We start from the raw sequence: 15,508 nt of genomic DNA, 5'->3' as shown, positions 1-15,508 counted from the left end.
CAGCTTTATTGCAAAGACGGATCACTGCCAAGTGGCGGGACACCGTTTGCTTCAAGCATTTCATTTATTTCATAAATTGAGTTCTCTGCACATGCTGATAATACGCATTGATACACGTATCCTTCGCCTTTCATGGAATTCAATTTGAAGTCTGTTTTTCCGAGTAACATCTCAGCTTCAGGCAGCGGTAACTTCAGCCCGACGCATAAAGCCAGTACGGTTTGTACCGTTGTGGGGTATTCCTCGTTATTTCTTAATCGCTGGATGGTCTTTTCCCCGACAAGCGAACGATCCGCCAACTGTTTATTAGAGAGTTTTCGCTCTTTCTGCAGTTCTACCAGCGTTTCAGCAAACGAACCGGGGTACCTGCGCAGTGCTTCTGATCTACGCTTGGCATTTGTTATCTGGTCAAGTAATGCTTTGTTATGAGCATTCATCTCAAATGAATACTCAACCTGATTATCAATCGGAGCAGCATTACGCATGAACTGCGTGTAATACCGTGCGCCCTGATACTTTGACTGATAGCTGTAGCCTTTTGTGAATACAACACAGCACTCATCCATGTGAGAAAGCGCATATTCCGAAAGAGCCGCATTTCCGTCCTGATCTCGCACGATGTACCGTTCATCATTTAAGACCAGATGACGATCAGCAAATATAAAATTTCCGGTATCAATCAGCTTCTTGAATTCCCGGTCAAAGCAATATGCCTTGAACAAATCCGCATAAGGAATCGTAAAGGTTTGATTTTTCTCCAAGGATTCCGGCTCAAACGAATACCCGCGAACATAGTGGCCATCCACAAATGGATACGCACCTTCGGCCTTAGTGTATCCTAAATCAATCAGGCGAACTTTTGCTGCCTGACGGGAGACGTCAAACAATGCCGCAAGCTCGTCGATTATGTTCTCGTAATCACTGATGCCAGCCTCCATAGCCCCGCCGTATTCAGCAAGGAGCTCATCGGTTTTCATACGAGTCGTTTTTGCAGGCATCAGGATTCTTGGAGCGACGCCTTTTGCCTGCCACTCCATCCAATCTACAGCTTTCCATTTATCTGAATCTGTAGTATTAGCTAATATCTGGCATTGAATCGCTCTTCCGAGGTTATCGTTTGCTCCGATCATTTTCATCAGCACGTGGTAAGGCTGATGCCTATGCCAATGAAAGCATTCATGAGCAATAGTTGTCCTTTTTGTACCTACTGAGCGTTCATACGATACGCGCGGGTCAAGGTATATGGTTCCTCGTTTTGCGTTTCGTATTGTAATTTTCCGTTGCTTATCAAGCACATTTCCATTGTCGAAAATGATTGTTCCGAAATAAGCGAGTTCATCTGACAGCGGCACATCCTCAATAATCTGCAATTTCATGTCGCTGGCTATTGTTTCGATAGGAACTCTTTTTGCTTTTTCCAATGCTTCCGGACAATATCGAATCAGGAATTTTTCCGCCTCATCCTCAAACTGGTCACGAGCAATGATCGGTACTAATTCTCCGGAAAGACGGTCATTATCCGATTCTTCCTGTGGTTCGCAGTCACCGATTGACATGATTCTAAACCCGCTCATATCAATGCCAAGTGTGACCTGACAATGAATCTTAAGCCACTTCTCAGTAAAATATCCCTTACGAGAGCTGGAAGGCATTTCCACGTCACATGATGCAATGACGTCAAACGCTATTACACCTTCCTCCGGCTGCTCTATTCGTATAACATTTTCAATTTCAACATCAACAACAGACGTTTTCTTCTGCTCACCGGAAAGTTCTTCATTTATGTAAGCAATGGCTGCATCCCGTATGTCGTCGTAACGAGACTGGTCGATCAGCTTCTGAAGTGGGCTCTCGTCCTGTGCTTCATAGTAGTCAAGTCTGCTGTCATTGAGTTCCTTACGAACTTCTCTCCAATTCGGCATATATCTGTCCATATGCGCAATGAAGGTAGCATCGTGTTTTCTTGTAATCAGGTGCGTAAGCTCATGAAGAATAATGTAGTCAAGGCATCTATAGGGCTTCTGGGCGAGCTGCAGATTGAACCACAGCTTCTTCTTGTCGGTGCTGCAAGCTCCCCATTTCGTAACCATGTATTTTGTTTGCCAAGAGTCACATTTCAGTCCGGTCTGGGCTTCCCATTTTGGCAGGCGCTTTTCGATTTCTTCTTTCAGGATCTTCCGGTATTCCTCTTTTACATAAGCGTCCCTTTGCTTTACGGTGCTCTTGGCGCTCATAGAAAGAATGATATTCTGATTCTGTATCTCGAAGCTGTTCTTCTGGTTATCCGGCTTAAAGACAAGAAAGTACTGCTTTCCCCAGATATATATTGTTTCCCCGGAAACATACTGCCTTTTTGAAGCACGCGGCTGATCCTGAAATTTGCCGATTGACTTCTTGATAAAACCGAGCTGTGTCCTTGCGTACGCTTCTATCGCTTTGTCATCTACCGATAAAGGCGCAGAGATTACCACATGTCCATCTGGCGGTTTCACCTGAAGATGCATGTTCTTAATATTCTTTTTTTGCACATCTATCGGAATACCGGAAATGACAATGCGCATTAAAATTCCTCCTGCTTCTCAATGATTTTATAGATGCGCTCCACTTCGGAATCGTCACCTAAAATTTCAAAGAGGGCTTTTTTTATTCTTCTGACAACCACCTGATTGTCTCTAAATCCGGACAAGGCCTGTTTTTTGACTGCTTTATAAATTTTGAGTGCAAGCTTCTCATCCTCACCACTGTTATCATAGATAGCCATGAGCGCCTTGCTTTTCCGAATGCTCTCCGGGTATTTGTCGTTGTCTTCCGGGCAATCGACGTCCTTAGCCAGCTTTATATATTCTTCAAGCATCTGCGCATAGTCAAGAACTCCCTGCTTACGTTCTTCGATGAGCTTATCAAGGATTTCTGACATCTTGGCATAATAGCGCGGATTGACGGTTACTTTTTCGATGACCTTCCTGCGGATGTTATTTTCAATTGCTTCCGCAGCGCCTTCTTTGTGTCCTTCATCGCCTTCACCGGTCAACGTCTCACCCTGCTTTGCGACAAAATCAAGCAGCGTTAGGTCATCAAAATCGCCAATTTTCTCAGCATCCGATGCGGTGATATAATTATCGATCATCTTCCTCATATCAGGTTCATATGCCTTCAAATCAAGGAAGTCTCCACTGGCCGTACCGATAGTCTTTTTCAGTTCTATGTAGAAGGTGACCTTCTTGTCGTACTCATTCAGTTTGCCGGATGAAATATCGTCAACCAGATACGGCTTTGCTTCGGCAAATGCTCTGACGAGGCTGCTGACAAGCCTGTACAGCTTTTCTCTCAAACGAGCGTAGATCTCATCGCTTTCTTCTGACTGACCGGAAACGCCGCAGAAATAATGAATGTACTGGAGGTCTTCGCGAGGTTCCTCAACGCCTTCGCAAAGCTCCTCTACCGCATCATAGACTGCATCAAAATATGCGATAGCTTCATCATGGCGGTCTTTTACCAACCCCTTAATATCTTCCGGATCATAACCTTCAAACGCGCCAGATGTGTAATCCTTCATTGCTGTCTGAAGCTTTCCGAACAGCTGCTTGTAGTCAACGATATAGCCAAATTCTTTAGAATCATCATCAAGACGGTTTACACGGCAGATAGCCTGAAACAAACCATGATCCTGCATATTTTTGTCGATATACAAATAAGTGCAAGGCGGCGCATCAAATCCTGTAAGAAGCTTGTCCACAACGATAAGGAGCTTCATGTTAGCAGGCTCTTCAACGAATTTACGTTTTGCCTCTTTTTCAAACTCCTCTACCTTCGCCTGAATAGATCCGAAGTTCTTCGGAAGATTTGCAGGATCGAGTCCCAGCATTCTAAGATAGGTATCATACTTCAAGAAAGTCTCTGTGTCGTCTTCATCACTGACGGTGTCTGTGCGCAGTTCACCCTTATTCGGAGTATAGGACGATATGATGGCGCACTTCTTAAAGCCCATCTGCTGGAAAATTTCATAATACTTGCAGGCGGTCGGAATGGAATCAGCTACAAGAATAGCGTTTCCGTTGCCATCCATCAGACGAGGCTTCATATTGAAGTCCTGAATGATGTCCCATGCCACTTTTTCAAGACGGGAGCGGGAACTGTAAACTTTCTGCATCGTGCCCCACTTCTCTTTGAGCTTTGCTTTGGCACGTGGAGAGAGACCTCTGGTCTTTACATCAAACCACTGGTCAACACGATCCTGTGATGACAAATCCTGTGGAATATCACGATATTCATAACGCAGATCCAGAACAACACCATCGGCTACGCCTTCGTTGTATTTATAGGCATGAATGTAGGTTCCGAATACTTCAATACTTATTTTTTTATCTTTTTTCAAAAGAGGAGTGCCGGTGAAACCGATAAATACAGCATTCGGCATGATGGTCTTCATAGCTGTATGCAGCTTACCGGACTGCGTCCTATGACATTCATCTACGAATACCACAAGATTTCCTTTTGCCTCAAAATCAGCAGGAAGGGACGCCTTCAACTCTTCGATGTACTTGTCATAGTCATTCTCGGTTGCTTCACCGCCACGGCGGCCAAATTTATGAACCAGAGAGCAAATAAGAGAATCATCAAACACGTTCAGACGGTTCAGCAAGTCCTTACCGCTCTTGGTACGAACAATATTCTCGTCCACTCCCGTGAATATCTTTTCAATCTGCTCATCAAGCTCATCACGGTCAGTAACAATCAGGACACGAGCATTCAGTTCTTCCCAATGCGTTAAAATCCATTTAGCGAGCCAGACCATCGTTAAGGTCTTTCCTGAGCCCTGTGTATGCCACAGGATACCACCCATTGGCTTGTCCTGATCTCTGTCAGGATTATGGAGCTCTGTTCTCAGATTGTTCAGTCTCTGTTGAGTACGCTTGATGCCGAAGTACTGATTGTAGCGGCATACCTTCTTAATACCCTTATCAAAGACAACGAAATTCATGATAAGGTCGATGAAACGCTCCTTATCGAACATTGCGTATATCTGCTGCAGGAGCTTGTTTTCAATGCCAGCACACGTCTTGCTGATACGAACATCCACAGGATCACGTTCATCCTCGTGTTCTTTAAAGCCATCGTCCTTCCACTCCATGTAGAACTTCTCGCCAGTCAGGAGTGTACCGTAACGCAGCCCTTCTGATTCGTTTCCGGCCATGCAGAATTGCATGGTGGTAAAGAAACCCTGAATGAACGAGTCTTTCTGGTTTGTGAGATTCTGACGGATACCTTCTGAAACGGAGATGCTGCTTCGTTTCAGCTCGATAACAGCAACAGCGATACCATTCAAGTAAATAACAAGATCCGGTCTCTTTTCCTGCTGCTCGACAACAGTAACTTCCTCAGCAATCGCAAAATCATTGTTCAGAGGATTCTTCTCATCAATAAGTTCTACCGTAACGGGCGGTTTCTCCGGGCTTTCGCTGACCGGAATACCATATTTCAAACGAGAATAAACAGTCTTATTGGCATCATATACTCCGCGAGAAAGATTACCCGATTCCTGCTGAAGCTGCATAACGGCAGCATCAACCAGCTTATCAGAATAGCCCTTCAAACGAAGATACTGACGCAGCCGGTCTTCTTTGATATTTTTGTTCTGAAAATCGGAAAGATTACCAAGATACTGGTAGCCCAGTATCTCCGGATCTTTAAAAAAGTTGATCACTCTTTCCTGTGTTTTAATTTCGGCATCGCCAATACTCATTCGACAGGCACCTCCTTACGATAATCTGACCTTGCCGGTCAGGAGCTCTTCCATCATGCCTTGTTTTATTTCTTGATACTTATAGAGTTTCTCCTCTAACTTGTGAATATCTGAATCCATATCAAATAAGATCGTCGCTATAGCTTCTTGTTCTTCCTTTGTCGGAGGAACATAGAGGTCAAACTTCACCAAATCCTTCTGATAGAGATGATTTATTGTTGATCCTGCAGACAGCTGTTGCAGAAAATCCTTGAACACAGATGACTCAAGCACATAAAACATAAAATGCGCCACATAGGCATCTGTAATAGGTTTTACAAGGAAAACGCCACTATTTAATGTTGCCGGTCTCTTCAAATCCGTTACATACGCGACTTTTCCTATAGTCCCATCTTTTGTTAAAAGGAGATCGCCATTCGAAACCTGAATGTTGGGATCTTGGGCATATCTGTCGTAATTCACAAAATGGCATCCATTCCAATTAATCCGTCCGCCGTCAAAATCCGTGCCTGTGATCAAAAATGAATAACCTTCATCTAAGTATTCAGCCGTAGTAAGCCCCTGCCAACCGATTCGAGCTTTCAATTTTGAATTCTTGGCAAGGTTGATTTTTACCCAATCACCAGAATAGCCATCCAGTCTCTTCTTGCCTGTCACCAGCATTTGCATCGTACCCTGACGGATATCCTTCTTCTTACGGATAAGCTTTTGCAGGTCAGTTATGAGAGTATCAACGTCGGACAATGATGCAGCAATATTCTCTTGTTCTTTTTTCCGTATGGATGGAACTAAAAGCCCCTTTACATCATCCTTATAAATTGCCCCTAACGAAGTGCTTGCATTTATTGCCTTTATTCTTTTCTGTCCTTCCTTCGAAAGAAAGTAATAATACAAAAACCTGCCATCTGCCTTATCATTCAGCTTTAACAAATATAAATTTGGAGCCAATGTGGCATACTTTGTTTTCATTTCAAAAAAGTATACCTTCCCAATTTCTCCTCTTTTTGCCATAAGAAGTTCTCCGCCAAATAATGATGATTTCTTAAGAAAATCATAAGAAGATTTATCGGCATAGCGAACTTCAGATAACGGCAACTTTTGTTCCAAATCAGTCGCTCTCACATACCAAGCATATCCATGTCCCCATTCGGTATGTACATTTGCGGCCATGTCAGCAAAACTACCGTTCGCATCGTAATCCGTAAGAAGATTTAAATATTCATCTAATCTGCAATAACTCCAGTTTCCGTTTACCATTCAAATCCCATCCTTTCCAGATGAGACTTTACCTTCGTCTCATACTCCGCTGTATCAGTTGAAAGCTCTGGGAGTGTACTTTCATATCTCTCTGCCAGCTCAACAATTCTGTTCGTCAGGCGGTGAGAAATAGCCGCATACAAATCACTGATGCCGGAGAAGATGCTGTCGAACCATTTTCTGTTTACGAGCAAGTCAATAATCTCTTCGTCAGTCAGTGTTTCATATCTTGCACGGCATTTTTCATCCAGTGCCTGATAGAGTTCTTTGACGATTTTATTGTATTCTGAAATCTTATTGCTAAGTTCCAGCGCCATCTTTAACTGATTTACATCATCTTGTAAGTCTTCAGGCACACTTTCTTCAGTCCTTATGACAGATAAACGATATTCGATTGAACTCTTTGTGATTTTCCCATTTTCATTAACCGCACTCTTACAAAGCGGATGGCCAACAAGATAAGCTTCCAGACGCTTCTTTGTATTAACCAAATGAAGATCCATGAGAATAACTTCAAGTTCAATGGTTTCTTCGGTTTCGACGTGCTGCGTAAGTTCAGCAATTTTTGCTTCTATGTCTTTTACTTTAACCTTACCGTTTTCTGCCACATCGGCCAGAGCGGATTCTTCGTCCGCACTTTCGATTAAATCTAAAAGCTGTGATTCGGTCTCTGTTGCAACGTTCTCAGCTTCTTCGATGGCGTTCTTTTCTTCACGGAAAAAAGCATCGATTACTATGTTTTTCGGAATCAGTCGGCCTTCCCAGCCGGTGATCTTCATTTCTCCCTTTTTCTTTCCGGATGTAATTTCCTCCTCGATGTTGTCTGTTGCGCGAGCATTTGCATAGCCGTCCGGTTCACTGATGATCAATGACACGTCATCGTTCATGACCTCGTTCCAATATGCCAACAGCACCTGATAGACATCATATTTATCTATCAATGTCAGATGCTCAAACTCTGCCAAAATGTCTTCAGCAAGGCTTACAATCAGTTCTTTTGCAGAGACATCTTCATCGAGAGTTGAAAGCGCAGGATACTCCTTGGTCTTCCATTCTGCAAAGGCATCGTCAAGCTTCTCGCCGTATTCTGAGAATTCCGCATTCTTGTAAATAGTCTGTCGGATGTTCTCGTGTTCAACATTCAGGCTGTAATACTTCTCGCTGATTGCCGTCAGGAGCTCGGTTTTCAGGGAAGGGAATACATCCCAGTATTTGGACAGACTGTTAATATCCACTGCCGGAATTCCGCCGTGAATGTGCGCATAGATATCCTGAATATCCTCCGGATCGGTTGAATCGATATATCTGGTGATGTTCAGGTTGTATTCGTTCTTTTTCTCTATTTCATCGTTTGGCACAAAACGGGCATACTTCGGATCTGTTGTAATCTGCTCGTTGAATGTGGTGATGATCCTATAAATATCACGCTCACGCAGACGGTTCTTATTTCCGTCTTTAACATAGCCGCGACTTGCATCGATCATAAAGATACCCTGTCTGTTTGCCGCGCCCTCTTTATCGATAACAAGAACGCAGGCGGCAATACCGGTACCATAGAACAGGTTTGCTGGAAGGCTGATGATGCCCTTGATCCAGTGCTTCTTGATGATTGCTTCTCTGATGGTAGCCTCGGCATTCCCACGAAAAAGAACACCATGAGGCAGAATAACCGCAGCCTTTCCGTTTGATTTTAGTGTCTTCAGAATATGCATCAGCCAAGCATAGTCGCCATTCTTTTCCGGAGGCGTATCACCATAGCCTTCAAAACGGCCATACTCTTTAAGCCCATCTCTCCAGTTTTTCATTGAAAACGGTGGATTGGCTACGATATAGTCAAAACGTTCAAGAATGGAATTATCGGACTTGTCGAGATACTGCGGATTCGAGAATGTGTTGCCGCTCTTAATTGTAATTTCTGCTTTACGATGCAGTACGGCATTCATCTTTGCAAGACCAGCAGTTGTGCTTTCTTTTTCCTGACCGTATCCCATGATTGGAATAGGAGCCGCATCAATAGCTCGGATTAACAGACTGCCACTGCCGCATGCCGGATCACATACAGTGGCACTGGAATCAGTGCATCGGCTGATGCCTACAACGTTTGCGAGGATTCTGGAGACTTCTGCAGGCGTATAGAATTGTCCCTTGCTCTTTCCGCTCTCTGTAGCAAACTTCCTCATCAAATATTCATACGCATCTCCGATGATGTCATCGCCTTCAGCCTTATTACGAGAGAAATCGAGCTCCGGACGCTGGAATATAGAAATCAGGTCGGTCAGCTTGTCGACCATTTCCTTACCGCTGCCAAGCTTCTTCTCATCGTTAAAATGGGCAATATCAATGACACCCTTCAGGTCAGTGTTCTCATCGGCGAGTCGGGCAATGATCTTGTCCATACCTTCGCCAATGTTCTTCTTTCCCTTCAGAGCTATAAAGTCGTCAAAGGAGCAACCTGTTCTCTTCTCTGGATCAGGGTCTTTATCGTGTGCCTTGTCGAAGACTTTGATATCCTCATAGGCTCCTTTATTCTTAAATTTATCAGTGACATACTTCATGAACAGAAGCGTCAGGATATAGTCCTTGTATTCAGAGGAATCCATGCCTCCGCGAAGTTTGTCACAGCTCGCCCACAGCGATGCATATAATTGTGTTTTCTTGACAGCCATATTTGCCTGCTCCTTGTCTATTGATTTTCTTAGGTTTTCACTTATATTCAGTCGTTTGCACTCTTACCACTTTTGACCCATTCATCGAGTTCTGAGATCTTAAACTTCCACTGTTTACCTATTTTTTGAGCAGGCAAACCTTCTTTACCGTTTCTGATCCAACTGCGGAGCGTAACCGTCTTTATACCCAAGTACTCTGCAGCTTCATCTATACTTATCCATTTATCGTTCATTAGTTCTTCCATGGTTTCACCTCGTGGTTTGAATCTGCATACAGTTTAACTATTTTAGTATACACCCCAAGTGTGAATTTTTCAAGAGTTTTCTGTTATTTGTTATCATTTCGTTATATTTTTGCGTTGTGATTTTCGAGCACCAGACATGACTGTGTCCGGTGCTCTTTTCCTTTTTATTCCTTCTCTAAAAGCCCAAAATGCCCTTGAAAACAAGGCATTTATCGGAAATAAAGGACATATTCGTGTCCGGGGTTTTCGACCCCAAAGATGGCATACTTCTAATTAGCACGTGGGAGCCATCTGCGCAGGGTGTTTCCGGTTCCACGTGACTCAATTGACAATCAAATACTGTACCGATCACCGGAAGTGAGGTGCAGCCGAAATGGAGTAATCCTTCGGTATGCTCTCACACCTGTGGTCTGGTTTTGCATGTCTGGAGCTCTCCATTTCGGCAAAAGCCGAAGGAGGGCTTTCTTATGCAAAACAAAGACAATCAGAAGACTTATTTCATCTACGTCCGCAGCACCGGTGAAAAGGTTCCGGTCACAAAAGCACAGCACGACTCTTTCTATAGAGAAGCTTCGCGTATCCGTGATAAGGAACAGAATCATGGCAGATGCATGTGTCCTTACCGCTTCATCTGGAAGTGTGACGGCGACTGCATCGGCTGTGAGTATCACGCAGCAGGTGACACCACATCTTTGGATCAGCCCCTGCCTGACGGCGAAGGCACTCTCGGCGATTACATTCCGGACGACAGTCCTTCTATAGAAGATGTTGTTGCTGACTGTCAGCTTCTTGCTCAGCTTATCGACAAGCTGCGTCAACTTGATCCGGAGGCTGATACCATCATTCAGCTTTGGAAGGATCACCCGGAAGGCATCTCCGACCGTAAAATCGCCGAAGCACTCGGCAGACCACAGCGTACCTTTGCTGATCAAATGAAGAAGTATCGTACTGAACTTCGCAAGGTTCGCGGTTACTAATACTACCTATATAATACAAGCCGTCTTTCCGGCCACTGTCCTGCTTTGGAATGGTGGTCGGAACTTTTTTATTTTTTTCCGCTCAAAATGCTCGCTCATCTCCAGTGGAACTTGAAGGACAGAGAGAAACGCCTTCAGGAAGCGAGGTGAACAGTATGTATCGCAGTTACGCAGACACCGGCGGGAACGTAAACGAGGAGATCAAGCTTCTGAACTCCATCAGTCACGTATCCGCAAGATTGGCAAGAAACCTCTCTATTCTTGCCGCACAAAGCAAATCCGAGGAAGGAGGAAAAACAAATGTCAAAGATGGCAGATATGGCACAGACCATAGAAGACCTGAGAAATGCAGCTGCCGCTATTAACGACGCAGCCGACTGGCTCTACAAGCAATTCTCCGGCTCTGATGAATCTGAAGCACCTGAGCCTGTGAAGCCTGAACCCAAGAAGGAACTGAAGCTTGAAGATGTAAGACCTGTTCTTGCAAATCTTTCACGCTCCGGTCATACCGCAGAGGTTCGTGCGCTTCTTCAGAAATACGGTGCCGCAAAGCTCTCAGCAGTTGATCCGGCGAACTATGAAGCCTTACTTAAAGACGCGGAGGTAATTGCAAATGGCAAGTAAACAGCATGCAATCCTCTCCGCCTCAAGCTCCGATAGGTGGATTCACTGCCCGCCTTCAGCAAGGCTCTGTGAAACCTATGAGGATAAAGGAAGTGACTACGCTGCCGAAGGAACCGATGCTCATGCTCTTGGCGAATACAAGCTCAAGACAGCACTGGGACTTTCCACAGAAGATCCGACCGAAAGCCTCAAATGGTACTCAGAGGAAATGGAAGACTGCGCCAGCGGCTATTCCGAATATGTGCTGGAGCAGGTCGAGGCAGCAAAGAAAACCTGTGCCGACCCGGTAGTCCTTATTGAACAGCGTGTAGACTTCTCCCGCTGGGTAGAACAAGGCTTCGGTACAGCCGACTGCATCATCATCGCTGACGGCACACTCCGGGTAATTGACTACAAACACGGCTTAGGCGTTCTGGTCTCTGCTGAGGCAAACCCGCAGATGCAGTGCTATGCACTCGGTGCTTTGGAGCTTTTTGATGATATTTACAACATCGACACGGTTTCCATGACCATCTATCAACCGAGACGTCAGAACGTCAGCACCTACGAAATAAGCAAGGAAGACCTGTACCGCTGGGCGGATGAAGTATTGAAGCCTACCGCAGAGCTGGCATTTGCCGGAGATGGAAACTTCCTGTGTGGTGAATGGTGCGGCTTCTGTAAGGCCAAGAACGAGTGCCGTGCCAGAGCCGAAGCAAATCTGAAGCTCGCGCAGCATGATTTCAAGCTACCGCCGCTACTTACAGACACTGAGATTGAAGTCATTCTCGGAAAGGTTGATGAGCTTGTCAGCTGGGCATACGACATCAAGGAATATGCTCTCCAGCAGGCTCTCTCCGGAAAAGAATGGTCTGGCTTCAAACTCGTCGAAGGCAGAGCTAACCGTAAATACAGCAATGAGACTGCAGTTATCGATGCAGTCGAGAAAGCAGGCTTTGATCCGTATGAGAAAAAGCTGCTGGGCATCACCGCCATGCAGAAACTTCTCGGCAAGTCCCGCTTTGATGAACTCCTGTCGGCTTACATCGAAAAGCCACAGGGCAAACCCACACTTGTGCCGGAGTCAGATAAGCGCCCGGCCATGAATACAGCAAAAAATGATTTTATGGAGGAAAACTAATATGAACAAGAATGTAAAAGTATCAAATCCTATGAAGGTTATCACCGGTGTCGACACTCGCTGGAGCTACGCAAATGTCTGGGAGCCTAAGTCCATCAACGGCGGCACTCCCAAATACAGTGTAAGCCTCATCATTCCTAAGTCCGACACCAAGACCATCGCCAAGATCAAGGCTGCCATTGAGGCTGCTTACAAAGAAGGCGAAGCAAAGCTCAAGGGCAACGGCAAGTCCGTACCTGCTCTCTCTGTCTTAAAGACTCCGCTCCGTGACGGCGATGCAGAGCGTCCTGACGACGAGGCATATAAGAATGCCTACTTTGTTAATGCCAATGCAACCTCTGCTCCCGGCATCGTGGATGCGGATCTCAATCCTATCCTTACACGCTCCGAGGTTTACTCCGGAGTATACGGCAGAGCCAGCATCACGTTCTATGCTTTCAACTCTTCCGGTAATAAGGGAATCGCATGCGGGCTCAACAACCTGCAGAAGATCCGTGACGGTGAGCCTCTCGGCGGCAAGGCAAGCGCTGAGTCCGACTTCGCTACCGATGACGACGAAGATTTTCTGAACTAAGGGAGGTGCGACAATGAACGAAGTAATGATCTCTACAGTTCTCTGTAACATTCTCGTCGGTTGCTTCTGCGTGCTTATCCTCTCATGGGCAGCCGTAGCCATACAGACACTCTTCAATGACCGAAACGAGGAAAAGCGCCGCGTGGAACGTGAGCAGCGAGAAAAGGATCAGGCCGCTCGTGACCTTGAATATCACGAAAAACGCATGAAGTTCTTAGACAAATAATGTACGGCAGGCGGCAGGGATTCTTCTCTGTCGCCTGTTTGAATTGAGGTGAAATCTATGCAAACACTCAGTATTGATATTGAAACATACAGCAGTATCAACCTAAGCAAATGCGGCGTATATAAATACGCGGAGGCTCCTGACTTCGAGATACTGCTGTTCGGATACTCTGTCGACGGCTGCGATGTAAAAGTAATCGACCTTGCACAAGGAGAACACTTACCGCAGGAACTTATAGACGCCCTGACAGATGATTCCATTATAAAGTGGGCATTCAACGCCAATTTTGAACGCGTATGCCTGTCGAGATACCTGCGTGATTTAGGTATAAGTCTTGACCCTTTCCACGACAGCCACCATCTTTCGCAGGAATGCTCCCACTTCTTAAACTCTGAAAGCTGGCGCTGCTCTATGGTCTGGGCAGCTACTATGGGACTTCCGCTGTCATTGGAAGGTGTCGGTTCTGTTCTCGGCCTTGAAAAGCAAAAGCTCACCGAAGGAAAGGAACTCATCAAATACTTCTCCGTGCCATGTGCTCCCACCAAAGCAAACGGCGGTCGAACCAGAAACCGCCCTTTTCATGATCCTGAAAAATGGGATGCCTTCAAGCGTTATAACATCCGCGACGTCGAAACCGAGATGGGCATCAAGGACAGGCTCTCCAAGTTCCCGGTGCCGGAAGCGGTGTGGTATGAATACCACATCGATCAGGAAATCAACGACCGTGGTGTCCGCATTGACATGGATCTTGTCACTGAAGCCATCGAGATGGATACCCGCTCCCGGACGGAACTGACCTCTGCTATAAAAAAAATGACAGACCTCGAAAACCCGAACAGCGTACAGCAAATGAAGCAATGGCTCTCTAATAACGGTCTTGAGACTGACAGCCTTGGCAAAAAAGTCGTTGCAGAGCTTATAAAAACGGCTCCTCCGGAACTTCAAAATGTACTGGAGCTTCGACAGCAGCTTGCCAAATCCTCTGTTCGTAAATATCAGACGATGGAACGTGCTGTCTGCGACGACGGCAGGGCTCGCGGCATGTTTGCTTTCTATGGAGCCAACCGCACCGGTCGTTGGGCAGGCAGGCTTATTCAGTTGCAGAACCTTCCGCAGAACCATCTGGAGGATCTGGCCGATGCCCGTGCTCTTGTGAAATCCGGCGACTTTGATGCCGTTAAGCTCTTGTACGAAGATGTTCCGGATACACTCTCCCAACTGATAAGGACTGCATTTATACCTAAATCCGATACGCAGTTTTATGTTTCTGATTTCAGTGCCATCGAGGCCAGAGTCATCGCATGGTATGCAGGCGAGACTTGGCGGCAGAAGGTATTTGCCGAAGGCGGCGACATCTACTGCGCCAGTGCGAGTCAGATGTTTCATGTTCCGGTTGAGAAGCACGGTATAAACGGCCACCTGCGCCAGAAAGGCAAGATTGCAGAGCTCGCACTCGGCTATGGTGGTTCGATCGGTGCTCTCAAGGCTATGGGTGCTATTGAGATGGGCTTATCCGAAGATGAGCTTCCTCCTCTGGTAGATGCTTGGAGGCAGACAAACCCGAATATCGTAAAGTTCTGGTGGGACGTCGACCGCGCAGTCATGGAAGCTGTGAAGCACAAGCATACGACCAGCTGCTACGGACTTACCTTCTCCTGCCGCTCCGGGATGCTTTTTATCACACTGCCTTCCGGCAGGAACCTCGCATACGTAAAGCCTAAGATCGGAACGAATAAGTTCGGCGGCGAATGCATCACCTACGAAGGCGTAGGCTCCACAAAGAAGTGGGAACGCCTCGACTCATACGGCCCGAAATTTGTGGAAAACATCGTGCAGGCCACATCTCGCGACATTCTCTGCTATGCCATGAAAACGCTCCGGAACTGTGAAATTGTCATGCACATCCATGATGAGCTGGTCATAGAAGCTGATCCGTGTATGTCCCTTGATGTTCTCTGTGAACAGATGGGCAGGACTCCGCCTTGGGCTCGCGGCTTAAAGCTCCGCGCCGATGGTTATACTTGCCCCTTCTATAAAAAAGATTAAATATCATCCGCTCAAATCAGGCGTTCATCT

At 45.9% G+C, this 15,508-nt stretch carries 12 protein-coding genes; 7 read left to right on the top strand and 5 right to left on the bottom strand.

The window, feature by feature from the left end; all coding sequences use genetic code 11:
- Nucleotides 1-5 precede the first annotated feature (5 nt).
- Genes HDCHBGLK_RS12790 through HDCHBGLK_RS12770 form a run of 5 tightly spaced genes read right to left on the bottom strand, consistent with a single transcriptional unit; the run spans nucleotide 6 to nucleotide 9,911 of the window.
- Complete coding sequence (locus tag HDCHBGLK_RS12790) at nucleotides 6-2,561, bottom strand: YgjP-like metallopeptidase domain-containing protein (protein ID WP_004608197.1); 2,556 nt, start codon at nucleotides 2,559-2,561, stop codon at nucleotides 6-8.
- Nucleotides 2,561-5,743 (bottom strand): type I restriction endonuclease subunit R, encoded by a 3,183-nt coding sequence (locus HDCHBGLK_RS12785; RefSeq protein ID WP_004608196.1) that lies wholly within the window; start codon nucleotides 5,741-5,743, stop codon nucleotides 2,561-2,563. The genes HDCHBGLK_RS12790 and HDCHBGLK_RS12785 overlap by 1 nt, the downstream gene beginning before the upstream one ends.
- 15 nt (nucleotides 5,744-5,758) lie before the next feature.
- Complete coding sequence (locus HDCHBGLK_RS12780; RefSeq protein ID WP_004608195.1) at nucleotides 5,759-7,000, bottom strand: restriction endonuclease subunit S; 1,242 nt, start codon at nucleotides 6,998-7,000, stop codon at nucleotides 5,759-5,761.
- Nucleotides 6,994-9,666, bottom strand: coding sequence for a type I restriction-modification system subunit M (locus HDCHBGLK_RS12775; RefSeq protein WP_004608194.1), 2,673 nt, complete (start codon nucleotides 9,664-9,666; stop codon nucleotides 6,994-6,996). Before HDCHBGLK_RS12775 ends, HDCHBGLK_RS12780 begins: the two co-directional genes overlap by 7 nt.
- 47 nt (nucleotides 9,667-9,713) lie before the next feature.
- Complete coding sequence (locus HDCHBGLK_RS12770; RefSeq protein WP_004608193.1) at nucleotides 9,714-9,911, bottom strand: helix-turn-helix domain-containing protein; 198 nt, start codon at nucleotides 9,909-9,911, stop codon at nucleotides 9,714-9,716.
- Nucleotides 9,912-10,378: 467 nt separating this feature from the next.
- Between HDCHBGLK_RS12770 and HDCHBGLK_RS12765 the strand changes: the two genes are divergently transcribed.
- From HDCHBGLK_RS12765 to HDCHBGLK_RS12740, 7 genes are all read left to right on the top strand, one after another.
- The gene (locus HDCHBGLK_RS12765; RefSeq protein WP_004608191.1) at nucleotides 10,379-10,888 is read left to right on the top strand and encodes a sigma-70 family RNA polymerase sigma factor; all 510 of its coding nucleotides are present in this window, start codon (nucleotides 10,379-10,381) and stop codon (nucleotides 10,886-10,888) included.
- Nucleotides 10,889-11,043: 155 nt separating this feature from the next.
- A complete protein-coding gene (locus HDCHBGLK_RS18825; protein WP_161567392.1) occupies nucleotides 11,044-11,253 on the top strand; it encodes a hypothetical protein in 210 nt (69 codons plus the stop codon).
- The gene (locus tag HDCHBGLK_RS12760) at nucleotides 11,189-11,512 is read left to right on the top strand and encodes a hypothetical protein (RefSeq protein ID WP_039909997.1); all 324 of its coding nucleotides are present in this window, start codon (nucleotides 11,189-11,191) and stop codon (nucleotides 11,510-11,512) included. Before HDCHBGLK_RS18825 ends, HDCHBGLK_RS12760 begins: the two co-directional genes overlap by 65 nt.
- Nucleotides 11,502-12,632 carry a DUF2800 domain-containing protein gene (locus HDCHBGLK_RS12755; RefSeq protein ID WP_004608188.1) on the top strand — a complete coding sequence of 377 codons (1,131 nt, stop codon included), beginning with the start codon at nucleotides 11,502-11,504 and terminating at the stop codon, nucleotides 12,630-12,632. The genes HDCHBGLK_RS12760 and HDCHBGLK_RS12755 overlap by 11 nt, the downstream gene beginning before the upstream one ends.
- 1 nt (nucleotide 12,633) lies before the next feature.
- On the top strand, nucleotides 12,634-13,206 hold the full coding sequence (locus HDCHBGLK_RS12750; protein WP_039909995.1) for a DUF2815 family protein: 573 nt from the start codon (nucleotides 12,634-12,636) through the stop codon (nucleotides 13,204-13,206).
- A gap of 13 nt (nucleotides 13,207-13,219) precedes the next feature.
- Nucleotides 13,220-13,432 (top strand): hypothetical protein, encoded by a 213-nt coding sequence (locus HDCHBGLK_RS12745; RefSeq protein ID WP_004608186.1) that lies wholly within the window; start codon nucleotides 13,220-13,222, stop codon nucleotides 13,430-13,432.
- A gap of 57 nt (nucleotides 13,433-13,489) precedes the next feature.
- The gene (locus HDCHBGLK_RS12740) at nucleotides 13,490-15,478 is read left to right on the top strand and encodes a DNA polymerase (RefSeq protein WP_004608185.1); all 1,989 of its coding nucleotides are present in this window, start codon (nucleotides 13,490-13,492) and stop codon (nucleotides 15,476-15,478) included.
- The last annotated feature ends 30 nt before the right edge of the window (nucleotides 15,479-15,508 follow it).

This window comes from [Clostridium] scindens ATCC 35704, from assembly GCF_004295125.1.
Taxonomy (GTDB): Bacteria; Bacillota; Clostridia; order Lachnospirales; family Lachnospiraceae; genus Clostridium_AP; species Clostridium_AP scindens.
This window is presented reverse-complemented; position numbering and strand designations above follow the sequence as displayed.

Bases quoted from the DNA above. Each gene is read 5' to 3' on its own strand.
- HDCHBGLK_RS12790 (WP_004608197.1), bottom strand. From the start codon at position 2,561: ATGCGCATTGTCATTTCCGGTATTCCGATAGATGTGCAAAAAAAGAAT.
- HDCHBGLK_RS12785 (WP_004608196.1), bottom strand. From the start codon at position 5,743: ATGAGTATTGGCGATGCCGAAATTAAAACACAGGAAAGAGTGATCAAC.
- HDCHBGLK_RS12780 (WP_004608195.1), bottom strand. From the start codon at position 7,000: ATGGTAAACGGAAACTGGAGTTATTGCAGATTAGATGAATATTTAAAT.
- HDCHBGLK_RS12775 (WP_004608194.1), bottom strand. From the start codon at position 9,666: ATGGCTGTCAAGAAAACACAATTATATGCATCGCTGTGGGCGAGCTGT.
- HDCHBGLK_RS12770 (WP_004608193.1), bottom strand. From the start codon at position 9,911: ATGGAAGAACTAATGAACGATAAATGGATAAGTATAGATGAAGCTGCA.
- HDCHBGLK_RS12765 (WP_004608191.1), top strand. From the start codon at position 10,379: ATGCAAAACAAAGACAATCAGAAGACTTATTTCATCTACGTCCGCAGC.
- HDCHBGLK_RS18825 (WP_161567392.1), top strand. From the start codon at position 11,044: ATGTATCGCAGTTACGCAGACACCGGCGGGAACGTAAACGAGGAGATC.
- HDCHBGLK_RS12760 (WP_039909997.1), top strand. From the start codon at position 11,189: ATGTCAAAGATGGCAGATATGGCACAGACCATAGAAGACCTGAGAAAT.
- HDCHBGLK_RS12755 (WP_004608188.1), top strand. From the start codon at position 11,502: ATGGCAAGTAAACAGCATGCAATCCTCTCCGCCTCAAGCTCCGATAGG.
- HDCHBGLK_RS12750 (WP_039909995.1), top strand. From the start codon at position 12,634: ATGAACAAGAATGTAAAAGTATCAAATCCTATGAAGGTTATCACCGGT.
- HDCHBGLK_RS12745 (WP_004608186.1), top strand. From the start codon at position 13,220: ATGAACGAAGTAATGATCTCTACAGTTCTCTGTAACATTCTCGTCGGT.
- HDCHBGLK_RS12740 (WP_004608185.1), top strand. From the start codon at position 13,490: ATGCAAACACTCAGTATTGATATTGAAACATACAGCAGTATCAACCTA.